Origin of the sequence: Rhabdochromatium marinum (assembly GCF_016583795.1) — a bacterium.
Taxonomy (GTDB): Bacteria; Pseudomonadota; Gammaproteobacteria; order Chromatiales; family Chromatiaceae; genus Rhabdochromatium; species Rhabdochromatium marinum.
Genome location: NZ_NRRS01000040.1, coordinates 1 through 15,195, shown reverse-complemented (window position 1 = coordinate 15,195; position 15,195 = coordinate 1). Strand labels below are relative to the sequence as shown.

11 protein-coding genes are annotated in these 15,195 nt (G+C 60.8%); 3 read left to right on the top strand and 8 right to left on the bottom strand.

Annotation, left to right across the window (positions count from 1 at the left end):
• Window positions 1–213 precede the first annotated feature (213 nt).
• Window positions 214–1,656, top strand: a complete 1,443-nt coding sequence (locus CKO36_RS11870) for a dynamin family protein (protein WP_200284293.1) — start codon at window positions 214–216, stop codon at window positions 1,654–1,656.
• 114 nt (window positions 1,657–1,770) lie between these two features.
• Here CKO36_RS11870 and CKO36_RS11865 read toward each other — a convergent pair whose 3' ends face one another.
• From CKO36_RS11865 to ppc, 6 genes are all read right to left on the bottom strand, one after another.
• A complete protein-coding gene (locus CKO36_RS11865; RefSeq protein WP_200284275.1) occupies window positions 1,771–2,646 on the bottom strand; it encodes a DUF6492 family protein in 876 nt (291 codons plus the stop codon).
• Between the two features lie 1,268 nt (window positions 2,647–3,914).
• Entirely contained in the window at window positions 3,915–4,973 is a 1,059-nt protein-coding gene (locus tag CKO36_RS11860; RefSeq protein ID WP_200284274.1) for a glycosyltransferase family 2 protein, read from the bottom strand.
• 11 nt (window positions 4,974–4,984) lie between these two features.
• On the bottom strand, window positions 4,985–6,202 hold the full coding sequence (locus tag CKO36_RS11855) for a glycosyltransferase family 4 protein (protein WP_200284273.1): 1,218 nt from the start codon (window positions 6,200–6,202) through the stop codon (window positions 4,985–4,987).
• Entirely contained in the window at window positions 6,202–7,239 is a 1,038-nt protein-coding gene (locus CKO36_RS11850; protein WP_242469563.1) for a sugar transferase, read from the bottom strand. Before CKO36_RS11850 ends, CKO36_RS11855 begins: the two co-directional genes overlap by 1 nt.
• A gap of 175 nt (window positions 7,240–7,414) precedes the next feature.
• Entirely contained in the window at window positions 7,415–8,203 is a 789-nt protein-coding gene (locus CKO36_RS11845; protein ID WP_200284272.1) for a tellurite resistance TerB family protein, read from the bottom strand.
• A gap of 60 nt (window positions 8,204–8,263) precedes the next feature.
• Window positions 8,264–11,071, bottom strand: a complete 2,808-nt coding sequence (gene ppc / locus CKO36_RS11840) for a phosphoenolpyruvate carboxylase (RefSeq protein WP_200284271.1) — start codon at window positions 11,069–11,071, stop codon at window positions 8,264–8,266.
• A 123-nt stretch (window positions 11,072–11,194) separates the two neighbouring features.
• Between ppc and CKO36_RS11835 the strand changes: the two genes are divergently transcribed.
• Window positions 11,195–12,151, top strand: coding sequence for an acetyl-CoA carboxylase carboxyltransferase subunit alpha (locus tag CKO36_RS11835; protein ID WP_200284270.1), 957 nt, complete (start codon window positions 11,195–11,197; stop codon window positions 12,149–12,151).
• A complete protein-coding gene (gene tilS, locus CKO36_RS11830; protein ID WP_200284269.1) occupies window positions 12,114–13,541 on the top strand; it encodes a tRNA lysidine(34) synthetase TilS in 1,428 nt (475 codons plus the stop codon). The genes CKO36_RS11835 and tilS overlap by 38 nt, the downstream gene beginning before the upstream one ends.
• Here the strand turns inward: tilS and trxA are convergent.
• Complete coding sequence (gene trxA, locus CKO36_RS11825; protein WP_200284268.1) at window positions 13,535–14,398, bottom strand: thioredoxin; 864 nt, start codon at window positions 14,396–14,398, stop codon at window positions 13,535–13,537. The two genes, tilS and trxA, sit on opposite strands and share 7 nt — an antisense overlap.
• 94 nt (window positions 14,399–14,492) lie before the next feature.
• Window positions 14,493–14,918, bottom strand: coding sequence for a type II toxin-antitoxin system VapC family toxin (locus CKO36_RS11820; RefSeq protein ID WP_200284267.1), 426 nt, complete (start codon window positions 14,916–14,918; stop codon window positions 14,493–14,495).
• Window positions 14,919–15,195: the final 277 nt, after the last annotated feature.

Below are 15,195 nucleotides of genomic sequence, written 5' to 3'. Positions count from 1 at the left end.
GCTGGTCGAGCTGTCGCCATTCGATTGTGCTTGTTGTGTTTGTCGTCAAGCAAATGTCCGAATTTGCTGACAAGCCGTCCGGTACAAGAACGATCTTGACCGCCATTCCCGACCTCGTTAGCCTCTGCAAGCAGTACCGACTTGTACGCACAGGGTCGCTTGGATTTCCGATCTGACATCGAACAGACGAAAAGAGAATGTCCTTTGTATAACGTGACAGAAGAATTCGCGCACCGGATCCGCGACTACTACCAGGACCCGCTCGCTCCGCTGGCCAAACAGTTCATGTTCCGACGTCCGCCCACCGTTGGTGAGTTGCGCCGGCCGCCGCAGGTCTTGCTGTTGGGCAATCATTCGTCCGGGAAGTCCACGTTCGTGAACCATCTCTTGGGCGACGATGTTCAGAAGACCGGAGTGGCTCCCACGGATGACGGGTTTACGATCCTCACTTATGGCGCGACCGCGACCGAGCGGGATGGACCGACGGTCGTGAGCAATCCGGACTTGCCCTATGAGGGGCTGCGCCACTTTGGTGACCATCTGGTCTCCCATGTGCGAATGAAGCTGCGCCCTGCGGAGCTCTTGCAACAGGTGACGCTGATCGACAGCCCGGGCATGATCGATGAGGCCAAAGCCGAGAACGGACGGGGGTTTGACTTCCCCGGAGTGGTGCGCTGGTTCGCTGAACGCGCCGACCTGGTGATGGTTTTCTTCGATCCGGATAAGCCTGGAACGACGGGCGAAACACTGCAAGTCTTTCGCGAGTCCCTGGTGGGTATCGACCACAAAATGCTGATTATCCTGAACAAGGTGGATCAGTTCCAGAGCTTGCACGACTTTGCGCGGGCGTATGGGGCGCTGTGCTGGAACCTCGGCAAGGTGATCCCGCGCAAAGACTTGCCGATGATCTATAACACCTTCGTGCCCCTGGCCGACAAGCCAAAGTCGCGCCTGCCGATGGAGGACTTCGAGAAGGCGCGCGACGATTTGGTCGCTGAGTTACGCCGTGCACCGACCCGGCGGTTGGATAACCAGATTACCCAGATCCAGTCTTATGCCGAACGGCTCCGGCTGCATGCGATGGTGATCGACAGGGCGGTTGACCGGTTCAAGTCGTCCCGCGCGCGCTGGCGAGGACTCTGGTTGCTGCTCTGCGGCGGACTGGCCGGTGCCGCTGTTGCCATGGGCATGCTTGTGGCCTTGCCAGGGATTGCCGTAGCCGCGATCCTAGGTTTCATTCTCATCCAGTATATGATTCTGCCGCGAATCCAAAGGCGTCTGATTGCGCGCTTCGATCCGATCTTCGAAAAGCTGCACGCTCAAGAGTTGCTGGTGCGCGAACGTGCCGATGACTTGCGCATGATGTGGGCGGAGATCAGCCCACGCACCTGCGAGATTGCTGAAAAGAGCGGCCTTCAGTCGTTTGAAAAGATGGGGTGGCACAAGCGCGAGCATCTTGAGGAACTGACAGGTCAGCTGATCCCAAAGCTGCGCAGCGAGCTCTACGACGCCATGCGTGATAACGAATCGTATACATCCGCTTCGGAGCAGGATGCCCCGGCGACTCTCCCTGCATCCGCCTCAGAGCCGCCCCGTCCGCAGCCGGTCGAAGAGGACGACAGGCTCAAGAAGCCCAAGCGTCGGACCTTCTTCTGAGTCAGCGCCTTCCATGAGTTCAAGGTCGTGGTGGGGTTTGAGGTCGAAACGCTAATGCCCTGAGTCAACTGGGCCGCTTTCATCTGTCAAGACCTCAAGCCAAGATTTCGGCCCTCAGGTACCAAGGCCTGCACGGTTCTTTAGCACTTGCGCATAATCCGCCGGTGCGATGCCAAGATTTGATTGAATCAGCACCGCCGGGAAGGACGCTGGCACCTGCTCAATAAATCGCTTGAGATCCTCCTGGCTGTTAATCTCGTGATGCCAGGAGCAATCGCACAGCTCGGTGTCGACCAGCACATGCCCAGCCGCTTCGCCCAGCACATGCTCGGCAAAAACGCCATAGAGGGTATATTCGGAGAAATCCAGGGTATTCGCCAGTACCACCTGCCAATCGCGCCCGCCGTGCGCGGCGATGCGCTGGGTCAGACGTGCCAGGGTATCGCGCCGCCAGGCTACTAATTGGCTGACATAGTCGCGCTGCTGATAACCCGGCCCGGTCAAACCAAATACTTGGCCAGCCTGTCGATACCAGGCCCGATGGCGCGGATCGGCGATATCCTGCGGCTTGCGCGGGCCGCCGTAGAGCCGCACCCGCCCAGCCGTATCCAGCAGCTCACCGACCTCGAATGGGCGGATAAAGGCGACATCTGAATCGGCAAACAGATATAGATTTGCGTCAATGGCTTCAGCAACAGAAAGCTTGACGATCTGTTGCAGAATCCAACCGCGCACCGGCAGCCCGCGCAAATTCAGCCACCATTTGCGCGCAAAGGGCAGCTGATACAGCCAGCCCGGCAGCATGTCCTGTTTAATCAGCAAGCGGACGCCATTACCCGCTAATGGCAAAAACAGCGCCTCATCCTGCCGATCAACGATAATGACATGCTCGGCATGACCGTGTACCTGCTGCCGGACGCTGTCGCACAGAATGCGGCAGCGCTCGAAATCCGGCGCATAGCTTGGGGTAATCAGAACGACTTTGTGCATGGAACACCTCGGGAATCAGGTGGAGAGAGACCAGCGTGCGTATTTCCGTCCAGAGCATGATCGGCTTTCTGCTCATCCTGATTTTCTTCGCTGGCTACCAGGGCGGGAAGTATTTTCTTAACAACCGCTTCCAGGAGCTGGGCCTGGCGCTGACCTTTGCGCTGTTTTTCTATGGCGCCCTCTACACCGCGCTCACCGACCGTGGCATCCGCTGGAACTGGTGGTTTTGGTCCGCGCCGGCGTTGGTTGGTTACATCATGTTCAGCTCGTCACTCACCTTCGCGCTCAATGCCGGCGTGGGCCTCATGCCGAGCCTGTTCGCCTCGCGCGAGTTCATGATCATCTTCCTGGCCCCGACGCTGTATTTTCTCTATCGCCTCGGTTTGTCGCTGGCACAGCTGGAAAAGCTGTTCGTCATCAGCCTGATTGTCATCATTCTTAACTATATTCTCAGCTATCACCGCGTCGATCTGGAAGCTGCCTATTTTTCGACCGGCTACATGTCCTATTTGGTCACCTATGATGAATGGCGCGGCTATCGGCTCAAACCGCCCACCTTTGCGCTCATTATTCTGACCTGCTTCGCTCTGATTCGCCTGGTGCAACACAGCCGCGCGCTGGAAAAGCTTGGCTGGCTGCTGGTGCTGGGAATGGTGGGCTATGTGTGGTCCTTGATCATGGCGCGCTCGCAGATGGCCACCGTGGCCCTGTCCATAATGATCTATCCGCTGTTTCTGAGTCGCGCGAATCGCATGAATCTGTTGATTCTGGTGCTGCCCATCGGTCTGATGCTGCTGATCGGCCTTAGTGGCTTTTTGATTGACTCCTTCATGCACGCCGAGGGCGCCGAAGTGCGCGCCAAATCCTATATTCTGGCCTGGAAAACTATCATGGAGTTGCCGGTGTTTGGCTATGGCCAATCGAGCGGCTACAGCAAAACCTATCAGGACATCTTCGGCTACAAGTTCTTCCCCACTGATCTTGGCATCATTGGCACCGCATTCAAATGGGGATTTGTGGGTGTTGCCCTCTATGTGTATTTTCTCTTTCTGGTTCTGCTGCGCCTGCTGCGGGTCAACTGGGCCTATCGCAAGCAGCGTGGCACCCATAACCCAGCCATCTGGTCAATCCTGATGATGATGACCGCTCTGGCGCTGAATTTAATTTTGAATCCAGGACTTGCCTACATGCAGGGACTGACAACGGCCGCTTTTGCCATCGCTCTGACTGCGGGTTACTACGAAGAGCTGGGACTCAGGGCTAAAGCCTCAGCGCTCAAAACGCCGCTTGCCCAGCAGAACCGCCAGAATCAGCCAGCACTTATCCCACTGTCCCCGCCGTGCCCGGCGCATGGCCTGCACCAGCGAGAACAGATACACCGTCGGCAAGCCCAGCGGGAAATGCTTGGCGGTGATCCAGAGCTTGTTGCGAAAGATGTAAAAATCCGACAGCGTGGATGACGGACGCTCGCCGGTGGGTGAGCCGATGCTGCGGCCTTCCTTGTGATAAACGCGGGCCTCGTCGGCGTAGCAGAGCGCATAGCGCCCTTTGGCCGCCAGCACCCAGTCGACTTCTTCATAGTAGAGAAAATAACGCTCATCCATCAGCCCGACCTCGTCCAGGAACGCCTTGGGCAACAGCCAGGAGCAGCCGACGATATAAGTCATCTGCCGCTCATAGTCGGCGGGGTCGATCGGCTGCTCCGCCGGCAGAAAGCGCCCAAGCGACTGCGAGCAAATGGCAGTCCAGCGGTTGAAGCGTCCGCCACCGAGCGCTTGCACCACGCCGGGGTTCTCATAGAACAGGATGCGCGAGCCGCACAGCGCTGGCTGATCGGCCTGTTGCAAGCGGCGGAGCATGGCGCCGAGGCAGTCGGGATCGACGACGGTGTCGTTGTTCAGCAGCCAGACATAATCGGCATCGCCACGCGCGAGGGCATGACGCAACCCAACATTGTTGCCGCCGGCAAAGCCTAGATTGGCGCCGGTATCGATCAGCACCAGCGGCGGATCGCCGGACAGCTCACCGCGCTCGGCGGCAGCGCGGTCGAGGCGCGCGAAGGCGAGTGGTTTTGGCAACGGCGGGGTGCTTAGATGCGCGAGCGGCGCATCGCCCGGCGCGGCATCGGCGGCCTTGCCGGTGGCCCAGGCGGCGATCTGATCCAGGGAGCCGTCAGTCGAGGCGTTATCGCACAGCAGCACGCGAAAGTTGTCGTAATCCAGCCGCAGCACGGACTCCAGGCACTCGATACTGTCGCGCCAGCCGTTCCAGTTGACCAAAATAATGTAGACACGCGGGTTCATGCTCGGGCGGCCGGTATCGGTCATCGCCGCAACGGTCATCGCTGTAACAGAGCGTCGATTTCACGCTGCATATCGCCGAGCACCCGATCCCAGGTATAATGCTCCGTGATCAGTTCGCGCGCGGCGTTGGCCATGGCCTCCCAATGGGCGCGATCGGTCAAGAGTCGGTCGATGGCGGTAATGGTCTCGGGCGCCTGGTCAGCGATGGCCGCCTGCACGCCGTTCTCAACCGCCAGCCCTTCGCTGCCAACCGAGGTGGTCACCGTCGGCAGGCCGCGCCCCATGCCGCTCAGCACTTTGACCTTGATGCCGGCCCCAAAGCGCAGCGGCGCGACGAACACCCGGCTGCGCTGAAATAGAGGCTCCAAATCCTCGACGAAGCCGAGCAGTTCGACACCGGGATGCGCGGCAGCGGCTTGTTGCAAACGGACATCGGGATTTTTGCCGGCGATGCGCAGCCGCACGCCCTGATGCTTGGCCACCAGCCCCGGCCAGACCTCGGCCAGAAACCACAGCAGCCCATCGACATTGGCCTCCCAGGTCAGGGTGCCGACATAGAGCAGCACCAGCTCGGTTTGGTCATAATCGAGCGGCGGGCGATTCAGGGTTGTCTCATCGCCAAGGTGATAGGTTACCCGGCACTTGGCGCGCTCGGTACCCGCAGCGACCAGGCTGTCGATGTCGTTTGGCGAGGCGAAGATCAGATCGGCGCGCGCGCAGGCGGCCAACTCATAGCGACGCACTCGCATCGATTCCAGATAACTGGCCAAGCGCATCAGCGGATGGCCGCCGGACTCGGCATAGCGCTGCCACATCAGGAAATAGGCATTGTGCTCGTGCAGAATAACCGGCCCGGTGAAGTCATCCGGCACGTACTGAAACACCTCATAGTGATCGCAGAAGATCAGGTCATAGTGCGGCGCCAGCGCGGCGATTTTGCGCGCCAGGGTGTCGGAACGGGTACGCAGCACATTGAGCGGGATGCGCTTGAGGTAACTGCGCAGCAGAGCCTTGAGCGAGCGTGGCATCTTCACCGGCTCGGCAACCAGATCAGCCAGCCGGGCGCGCGCGCGAAAGGCCGCCAGATGCTGCTCATCCTCCCCCTTGAGCGCGCAGGCGACACCGAGGCGATAGCGGCTGCCGAAGCACTCGATCAGCTTCCAGCTCTTGATGCGCCCGCCGCTATGCGGCGGATAGGGCAATTCCGGCGTCAGAAACAGAATGGCTGGCACAGCGGGCGAATCTGTCGTCATCACATGGCCCCGCTGTCTTTGCTGAACACCACGGCCACGGTTTTGAACAGCAGACGGATGTCGTACCACAGGCTCCAGTTGCGCTGATAACGCAGATCAAGGCGAATAATATCCTCGAAACTCTTGATGGATGAGCGCCCATTGACCTGCCACTCGCCGGTAATCCCTGGCTTCACGTCCAGCCGGCGCCATTCCGGCACGTCGTATTGGTCGATTTCATCCGGGGTGGGTGGGCGAGTGCCGACCAGGCTCATCGAGCCTTGCAGCACGTTCCAGAACTGCGGCAACTCATCCAGGCTGGTGCGACGCAGCAACCGCCCGATCCGGGTGATGCGCGGATCATCCTTGGCCTTGAAAATCGCGCCCTCGGCTTCGTTCTTCACTTCGCTCTTGCGCGCCTCGGCATCCGCAACCATGGAGCGGAACTTATACAGGGTAAAGCGCCGGCCCATCCAACCGCAGCGCGTCTGGCCGAAGAGCACCGGCCCCGGACTCTCGCGCTTGATTGCAATGGCGATGGGAACGAACAGGACGCCGGTGATGCCCAGCCCCACCAGCGCACCAATGACATCGAGCACGCGCTTGGTCTTGGAGCGCATCGAAGCATGGGTGACCGGAAGATCAGCAGCTGTTGACGGACGCACCGACGCCGCCTGGGCGCCGGTTGGCGCATCAGCCGATGCATCATCCGTCAGGATACGCAGCACCCGGTCCAGCCCGGTCAGCGTCAGCACCGCACGCACCTCCGGCCCGACTGAGGCCAGTGCCAGATCGACATCCCGCGCCTTGGCGATCTTCATGCAGCCAGAGAGCGCGCCGATCCCGCTGCTGTCGAGAAAGCGCGTCTTGCCAAAATCCAGCACCAGCTCGCGTGGCGGGTCCGGCACCTCACACACCGAGCGGAAAGCGTTGCGAAAGGGCACCGCCTCCACCACCGAGAGTTCCTTAGGCATGTGGATGCACAGGCGGCCAGCGGCTTCATCCGTTGCGATGAAAAGACCCGACTCCATTATTGGGTTGCTCGGTTGATTCGGCATGGCTGCAATCCTCGGCACAAATCGCCAATTATTTCTGCGGTGCAGCTGAGAGTAACCCAACCACAGACGCTGGGTGGCATTCCTGATGCCTCTGGCACCGTTCATGTTTCCGACGGTTTATATTCCCGTTCTTTGTTGTCGCCGGCAGGAGGCAAGGCTGCGAAGGGTCTTGGGCTTAAAGCGCAATTCCCATTGACTGGTGAATCTGGGCGACAACCTCGGGGTTGAGTCCGGATTGTGCGGCGAATTGGCGCAGGTAGTTGCGTTCTTCATCCGTGTCGATTTCGACGGCCAGCAGGGACGCGGCATACACCTGCGCGGCGACTTCCTGATTGGGGATCTCAGCGACAAAGGCTTCCAGATCCAAGGGCTGGGCTAATTCGCTCATCAGCCAGGCTTGGGTTTGGTTGTCCATGTTGGTGCTCTGGAGCCTGCCGAGAATCTGCTGGATTTCATCCGGACTCACCTCGCCATCGGCCTTGGCGATACTGATCATGCCTTTGATGACCAGGCGGGTGGTATCGTTCAGCGCTTGTTGCTCAGTCTCGGAGCTTGGCTCGCGCAGACCGAGTGGCAGGGCGGCGGCTTCAGCGGGGGCTGCTGCCAGGGCTGCGCCCTGACTGGAAGCGGCACTGTTGGTCAGCGCCTTGAAGGCCACGCCAGCGAGCATCGCCAGGGCGCCGCCGCCGAGCGCGCCCTTGATGGAATCTCCGCCACCGCCAAAGACCGAGCCGAGCATCGCGCCCAGGCCGCCGGTTTGCAGCGGATTGTGTGAGGCTTGATTCAGCGCGGTATTGGCGCCTTCCAGGAGGTTACCGAGTATGCCGCCGAGACTGCCGCTGCCACCACCCTGAGCGCCGAAATGGGCCTGCAAGTCTTGCAGCGCGTTGCCCAGCCGTGCCTGACCGGATTGGGGAATGTTGTTTTGTAACATGGAGCCGAGTAAGTCGCCAAAGCCAGCCATAACGAAGTCTCCTAAGTATTGATTACTGATTTACTAGCATTGATGCTGCTGTTGCGAGGGCTACCCAGTGTTGCGCATCCCAGCAGCAATGGCGTTGATGGAGCGCAGCAGGGGATCGAGCCATTGCTCGCGTTCTTCCTGCGTCTTCTCGCCCCGGTAGCGTTCCAGCAGGGTGATCTGGACGTGGTTGAGTGGGTCGAGGTAGGCGTTGCGTCGCCATAGGGAAATTTGCAAGTCTGGGGTTTCTTCCATCAGTTCATGCAGCCCGGAGATGTTCAGCACTTGGGTCAGGGTGCGCTGATATTCCTCCTGGATGCGGCTGAAAATGCCCTCGGCGGTTGTCTGATCCTGGGCCAGACGCAGGTACTCATGGGCGATGCGCATCTCGGCCTTAAACAGCGACATTTGGGTGTTGCTGAGCATGGCGCGGAAGAAGGGCCATTCCTGATACATCTTCTGCAACTTGGCCAGGCGCTCCAGATCGTTGCCGCGCCAGTGCTCAATGGCCGCGCCGATGCCGTACCAGGCCGGTAGGGTGTGGCGTGATTGTGCCCAGCCGAACACCCAGGGAATGGCGCGAATCGAGCTGAGCGAGCGGTCGGCCTTCTTGCGGTGCGAGGGGCGTGAGCCGATGTTCAGCAGGGCAATGGCATCCAGCGGGGTGATCTCGTAGAAATAATCCAGAAAGCCGGGCGCCCCACCAACCAGATCGCGGTAGGCGGTTTCGCCCTGGGTGGTGATCTCGGCCATGATGCCGAGGAAATCCTTGCGCACCTCGGGGATGGGTTCGACCAGGCAGCGACTGGCCTTGATTAGCCCGGTGATGCCAACGGTCAGCTCGTAGAGCGCGGTTTCCGGATTGGCGTAGCGATAGGACAGCACCTCGCCCTGTTCGGTGAACTTGATCTGTCCGTGCACGGTATCGGCTGGTTGGGCCAGAATAGCCTCGTGCGTCGGGCCGCCGCCGCGGCCGATGGTACCGCCGCGCCCGTGGAACAGGCGACACATGATGCCGCGATCATCGGCCAGAGCGATGATCTTTTCCTGCGCCTCATAGAGCTTCCAGGCCGAGGACAGAATGCCTCCGTCCTTGCAGGAGTCCGAGTAGCCGAGCATCACCTCTTGCAGGTTGCCGGAGGCCTTGAGCAGGGCGGCATAGGTGGGGTCATCAAAGAGCGTGCCCATGACCCGGTCGATGCGTTCCAGGTCATCAATGGTCTCAAACAGTGGCGCAATCAGCAGATCACAGAACCAGCCGGCCCGTGTTTTTCCGGCCAATCCGGCCAGGCGCGCCAGCAGCATGACTTCCATGACGTGACTGGCGTCATGGGTCATGGAGATCACATAGGCACCGAAAGCTTCGGGGCTGATCTCGGCGCGCATGCGGGCGATGACTTCAAACACATCAAGGGTTTCGCGCGTCTCGGCCGTCAGGGTGCTCTTGTCGATCACAAAGGGATGTGGATGGGCGATGGCTTCGCCCAAGGCGACCAACTTCTGCTCTTCGCTGAAGGCTTCATACAGCGGAGCGCCGGGCTGGCGTGCAAACAGCTCAATCACCGCCTGCGTATGGCGGGTGGATTCCTGGCGGATGTCGAGCTGCATCAGATGGAAGCCGAAGGTTTCGACCAGACGAATCAGATCCTTCAGCTCGCCCTCGGCGGCGTTGGCATCGCCCTGACTGATCAGAGAGTAGCGAATGAGCTGCAAGTCGGCCAGAAAGGCGCGGGCATCGCAGTAGCCTTCCGGTAAATCAACGTCTTCACCATGCAAGCGGGCGCGCACCCGGGCCAGATCAGCTTGCAGACGGTGTTCCATGATGACCAGCTTGCGCCGATAGGGTTCATGCACATAGCGGCGCTGGCTTTGGCTCATGGTATCGAGCCAGTAGTCCTCGTCATCATCCAGACTGTCAAGGAAGGCGGGCGAGGGCTGGCTGAGTGCGCTGGAGTGGCTCAACCGGCGGCTGAGATCGGTTACCCGGCTGATGTATTCGCTCAGTAGCAGCTCGCTGTGCATGCGCACCGCCAGCTCGGTGGTTTCAGGGCGCACGAAGGGATTGCCGTCGCGGTCGCCGCCAATCCAGGAGCCAAAGCGCATGAAGCTCGGCACCCGCACCGGGGTATCGGTGCCATAGACCCGGCGCGCCGCGCGTTCGAGGTTGCGATAGATCAGGGGCACAACGCCAAACAGGGATTCGCGGAAAAAGTACAACCCCTGGCGTACTTCATCCGTGACCTTGGGTTTGTGTACCCGCACTTCGTCGGTTTTCCACAGGATCTGGATTTCGTTGAGAATCTGTCCGAGCAGATCCTGTTGCTCCTCCTGATTGAGCTTCTGCCGGTGCAGGTCGAGGGTGAACAGGAAAATGCGCCGCTGGATTTCCAGGGTGGTGCGTCGCTTGGCCTCGGTGGGATGCGCGGTAAAAACCGGAATATAAGCCAGATGCTCCAGCAGGCTCTGAAACTGACCGGCGCTGATGCCGTCCTCGGCGAGTTGGCGCAGACTGTGATCGAAAGAGCCCGACCACAGCCGCCCGCCAGCACTGACCAGGGAGCGGCGTTGCAGGTAGCTGTTGACCTCCTCGGCGGTGTTCAACAGGCTAAAGTAAATGGTATAGGCACGGATGACCTCGGAGAGCGTTTGCGGGTCGAGCCCGTCGATGCGCTTCATTAGCTTGTCGCGCAGGCTGGGGTCATCGGCGCTGCGCAGTGCCAGGAACTCGTCGCGCAGGCGCTCGACGATCACTAGCACCCGTTTGCGGCTATGTTCACGCAGCACTTCACCAAGCAGGGTGGTGAAGAGTTCGATATCGCGCTCCGGGCCGATGGCCGACTCGGGCGTGGTTAGATGTTCTGGCACAATCACCTTGGCGATCCTTTGTCACAGATGTGATCTGAAAAGTTATTCGCCGCATACTAACCCGACCCCGGCAGGCTGACAAAAAGACGGGGCTGTCCGAGCGGGGATTGTTTCGGGTAGAATCGCGCTATGGACCTAAATTTTCTTGAATTCGAGCAGCCGGTCGCGGAACTTGCCGCGAAAATCGACGAGTTGCGCCATGTCGGCGACGATAATGAAATCAATATCGCCGAAGAGATCGCGCACCTTGAGACCAAGAGCCGGGAGCTGACCAAACAGATTTTCTCCTCGCTGACGCCCTGGCAGATCTCGCAGCTGTCGCGGCATCCATTGCGGCCCTATTTTCTCGACTATGCCCAGCGCATTTTCGAGGATTTTGAAGAACTGCATGGGGACCGCGCCTTTGCCGATGACAGCGCCATTGTTGGCGGCCTGGCGCGGCTGGATGGGCGTCCGGTGATGCTGATCGGGCATCAGAAGGGGCGCGACACCAAGGAGAAAATTTACCGCAACTTTGGCATGCCGCGACCGGAAGGCTATCGCAAGGCACTGCGTCTGATGCAGATGGCCGAGCGGTTCGGGCTGCCGATTCTCACCTTCATCGACACTCCGGGCGCCTATCCGGGCGTGGGGGCCGAGGAGCGCGGGCAGAGCGAGGCCATTGCGCGCAATCTGCAGGTCATGGCCGGACTGGCAGTGCCCATTGTCGCGACTGTGACTGGGGAGGGCGGCTCTGGCGGCGCCCTGGCCATTGGCGTGGCTGACCGCCTGCTGATGCTGCAATTCAGCACCTATTCGGTCATCTCCCCCGAGGGCTGTGCTTCCATTCTGTGGAAAAGTGCCGAGAAGGCCCAGCTGGCCGCTGATGCGATGGCCATCACCTCGGATAAACTCAACGAGCTGGCCATGATCGACGGCGTGGTGCCTGAGCCGCTCGGCGGTGCGCATCGCGACATGGAAGCCATGGTGGCCACCCTCAAGGCCACCTTGATCGCGGCGCTGGATGAACTCGACACCCTTGATGCCGCCCAGCTTCAGGCGCTGCGCTATGAACGGCTGCGCGGGTACGGACGCTTCAAAGCTTGAGGCGCTGCGGCAGAACCTGAGCCGGCAGGCGCCTTCCCCCACGACACCTGACCGTCCCCACAGCCGCCTGTGGATCGCCTACAGCGGCGGGCGCGATTCCCATGCGCTGCTGCACGCCGCCGCCACGCTGCCAGCGCTGCGGCATCTGGCGCTGAGCGCCGTTCATATCGATCATGGTTTGCATCCACATTCAGGCGATTGGGCTGAGCACTGTCGCCAGCAGTGCGCGATGCTGCATGTGCCGCTGAAGGTGCAACGGGTGCAAGTCGCACCCGCGCGCGGACAGAGCCTGGAAGAAGCCGCACGTCTAGCGCGCTGGACGCTGTGGGAGACGCTGCTGGCGCCTGGAGAGCAGCTCTGGCTGGCGCAACATCAGGATGACCAGGCCGAGACGCTGTTGCTCGCGCTGCTGCGCGGTGCCGGTGTGGCGGGTCTGGCCGCTATGCCGCGCGCGCGGGCGCTGGGCGCGGGTCAGGCAGTGCGGCCCTGGCTGGAGTGTCCCGGTGCCTGGATTGCTGCCTACGCCAGCGCCCAGCGATTGAGCTGGATTGAAGACCCCAGCAATCAGGACACTCGCTTTGATCGCAATCATCTGCGCCATCGCATCCTGCCGCTGCTGCGCGCGCGCTGGCCAGCGGCCTCGGCCACCCTGGCACGCTCAGCAGCGCATTGCGCCGAGGCGCAGCAACTACTCGACCGTGCCAGCGCCGACTGGCTGACGCAAGCGCGCGCAACGGCGGCGGGCAGTCTGTCGATCCAGGCCTTGCAGTCACTGTCGCCGGAGCAGCAGCACGCGGTACTGCGCCACTGGCTGGCGCAGGGCGGGTTTCGCATGCCCAGCCAGCGGCGCTTGGAGGCCATCTGTCACAGCCTGCTCCAGGCGCGCGCCGGAGCGCAGGGATTGGTGGCCTGGTCGGGGTGCGAGGTGCGCCGGTATCGCGATCAGCTGTTTGCGCTACCGCCGTTGCCGGCACAGCCAGCAGCCGGAACGGCGCTGCGGTGGGATCTCCGCCAGCCCCTAGTGCTAGGGGAGCGCCTGGGCGAACTTAGTGTGCCAGCTTCCCCCGAGATCTCCGAGGTCCTGGGGCGTTTGGCAGGCCGTCTGGCTGTTGACTGTGCACCGCAGCTGCAGGTGCGCTTCGCAGTCAGCGGTCTGCGCTGCCGGGTGCGGCCCGGTGCGCCAAGTCGCACGCTCAAGGCGCTGTTTCAGCAGGTCGGGGTGCCAGCCTGGCTGCGACCCTATGTGCCCATGCTGTTTGCTGGCGAGCATTTGCTGGCAATTGCCGGGGTGGCACTTTGTGACGCCAGACTGCCGGTGTTGCGCTGGCAACATGCGCTCGGCTGCGAGGCCGGGCTGAGCGAGTTCATTCGCTACGGCAATACTCAGTAGAGCAGCCGCGACAGCCGGGCGCGGGTCTGGGTGACCAGCGGATGCTCGGGATCCAACAGCTCGAATCCCATCAGAATGGCTTTACGGGCGGCATCGTCGCCGAATGCGCGGTCTTTTTGCATTAAGGTGAGCAGGTGATCGAAAGCCGACTCGGGCTGCCCAGCCAAGAACAATCGGGCCGCGAGTTGATAACGGGCCTCGCTGTCGGCCGGATTTTCGGCAATCCGGGTTTCGAGCTGAGCCAGCTCGGGAGCCGTGGCTAGCGCGCGATTAAACAGCAGGCGCGCGTGTAGCGCCTTGACCTCCGGACTCTCGACTAGCTCGATGGGGGTATGCTCAAGTTCGCTCTCCAAGGCGTCCAGCTCACCGCGCGCCGCCAGCAACTCGGCCCGAGCAATGAAAAGCGCCTGCGGGCTGGCGTTGAGCTGTTCGGCTTGTGCGATCTGAGCCTCAGCGGCGGCAAAATCTTGCTGCGCCAGATGCGTGCGCGCCGCTGCCAGACACTGATCGGCTTCATTGGAGATATAGCGTTGGAGAAATTCCCGCACCTGGCTCTCGGGTAGGGCACCCATGAACTGATCAACCGCGCGCCCATCCTTGAATAACTGCACCGTGGGCAGGCTGCGGATACCAAACTGCATGGCCAGCGCCTGCTCGGCCTCGGTATCAACCTTGGCCAGCAGAAACTGGCCCGCATAATCATTGGCCAGTTTGGCAAGCATGGGCATCAGTTGGCGGCAGGGCGCGCACCAGTCGGCCCAGAAATCCACCAGCACCGGTCGCTGGTGGGAACCATCAATCACCACCGATTGAAAGGTTTCGGTGGTGACTGTTACGACATAGGGTGAGTCAGCCATCAGCATCCTGTTCCTATAGCAATTGAAGCATTGGGCGGCGGCTGCAACAGCCGCTGCAAACAAAGGCAGACAATGGCCGCTGTTGATCGAGGATTCAAGAGCGCGCCAACCAGGGGTTGAGCAGTGCCACCTTTGTGGGAGCAAAATCCGCCGTATTGCGGGTCACGACTGTCAGACCATGCACCAGAGCTGTGGCACTGATCAGAGCCTCTCGGATGGGGCGCGGCTCGGGGACATGAAGTTCGGCGCAGCGTCGGGCCACGGCGATATCAATCGGCAGCATGCGTTCGGCAAAGGTAGACAGCACGCGATGTTCAAACCATTCGCGCAGCATCGCGCCGTGCCAGCGGTCACGCCGCTCGACCCGCAGGATGTCTGTTTCCAGCTCTTGCAGGCTGATACAGGACAGATACAGGGTACTGGCATCGGTCTCACGCGCCCAGTCGGTTACATGCTGATCCGCCTGGCCACTACCGATTTTACGCAATTCCAAGACGACATTGGTATCGAGTAGAAACATCAGCGGTCGGCGTCTTGTATCGGTTGGGAGGTAAGGATTTAAATACAGGAGGTTTGTCGTGATGTTACTACAGGTCAACGTAAACAGCCGAGTCGGGGTAGGGCAGGCAGGCCGATACCGGCGTCTCGATCATCCCTTTACCGAGAGCAATTAAACCGCGTCAATTTAGAGGTGCGTAATTCTTATGCTATAGTTTGCGCTCCATTGTGCCACGCATCGTTTGGACGCGCACTTGCCGACATTTTGGTGACAGGATCGTTTCATGTTGACGTTAGAT

Bases quoted from the DNA above. Each gene is read 5' to 3' on its own strand.
- CKO36_RS11860 (WP_200284274.1), bottom strand. From the start codon at position 4,973: ATGACCGATACCGGCCGCCCGAGCATGAACCCGCGTGTCTACATTATT.
- CKO36_RS11845 (WP_200284272.1), bottom strand. From the start codon at position 8,203: ATGGCTGGCTTTGGCGACTTACTCGGCTCCATGTTACAAAACAACATT.
- CKO36_RS11865 (WP_200284275.1), bottom strand. From the start codon at position 2,646: ATGCACAAAGTCGTTCTGATTACCCCAAGCTATGCGCCGGATTTCGAG.
- CKO36_RS11835 (WP_200284270.1), top strand. From the start codon at position 11,195: ATGGACCTAAATTTTCTTGAATTCGAGCAGCCGGTCGCGGAACTTGCC.
- trxA (WP_200284268.1), bottom strand. From the start codon at position 14,398: ATGGCTGACTCACCCTATGTCGTAACAGTCACCACCGAAACCTTTCAA.
- tilS (WP_200284269.1), top strand. From the start codon at position 12,114: ATGAACGGCTGCGCGGGTACGGACGCTTCAAAGCTTGAGGCGCTGCGG.
- CKO36_RS11855 (WP_200284273.1), bottom strand. From the start codon at position 6,202: ATGACGACAGATTCGCCCGCTGTGCCAGCCATTCTGTTTCTGACGCCG.
- CKO36_RS11850 (WP_242469563.1), bottom strand. From the start codon at position 7,239: ATGCCGAATCAACCGAGCAACCCAATAATGGAGTCGGGTCTTTTCATC.
- CKO36_RS11820 (WP_200284267.1), bottom strand. From the start codon at position 14,918: ATGTTTCTACTCGATACCAATGTCGTCTTGGAATTGCGTAAAATCGGT.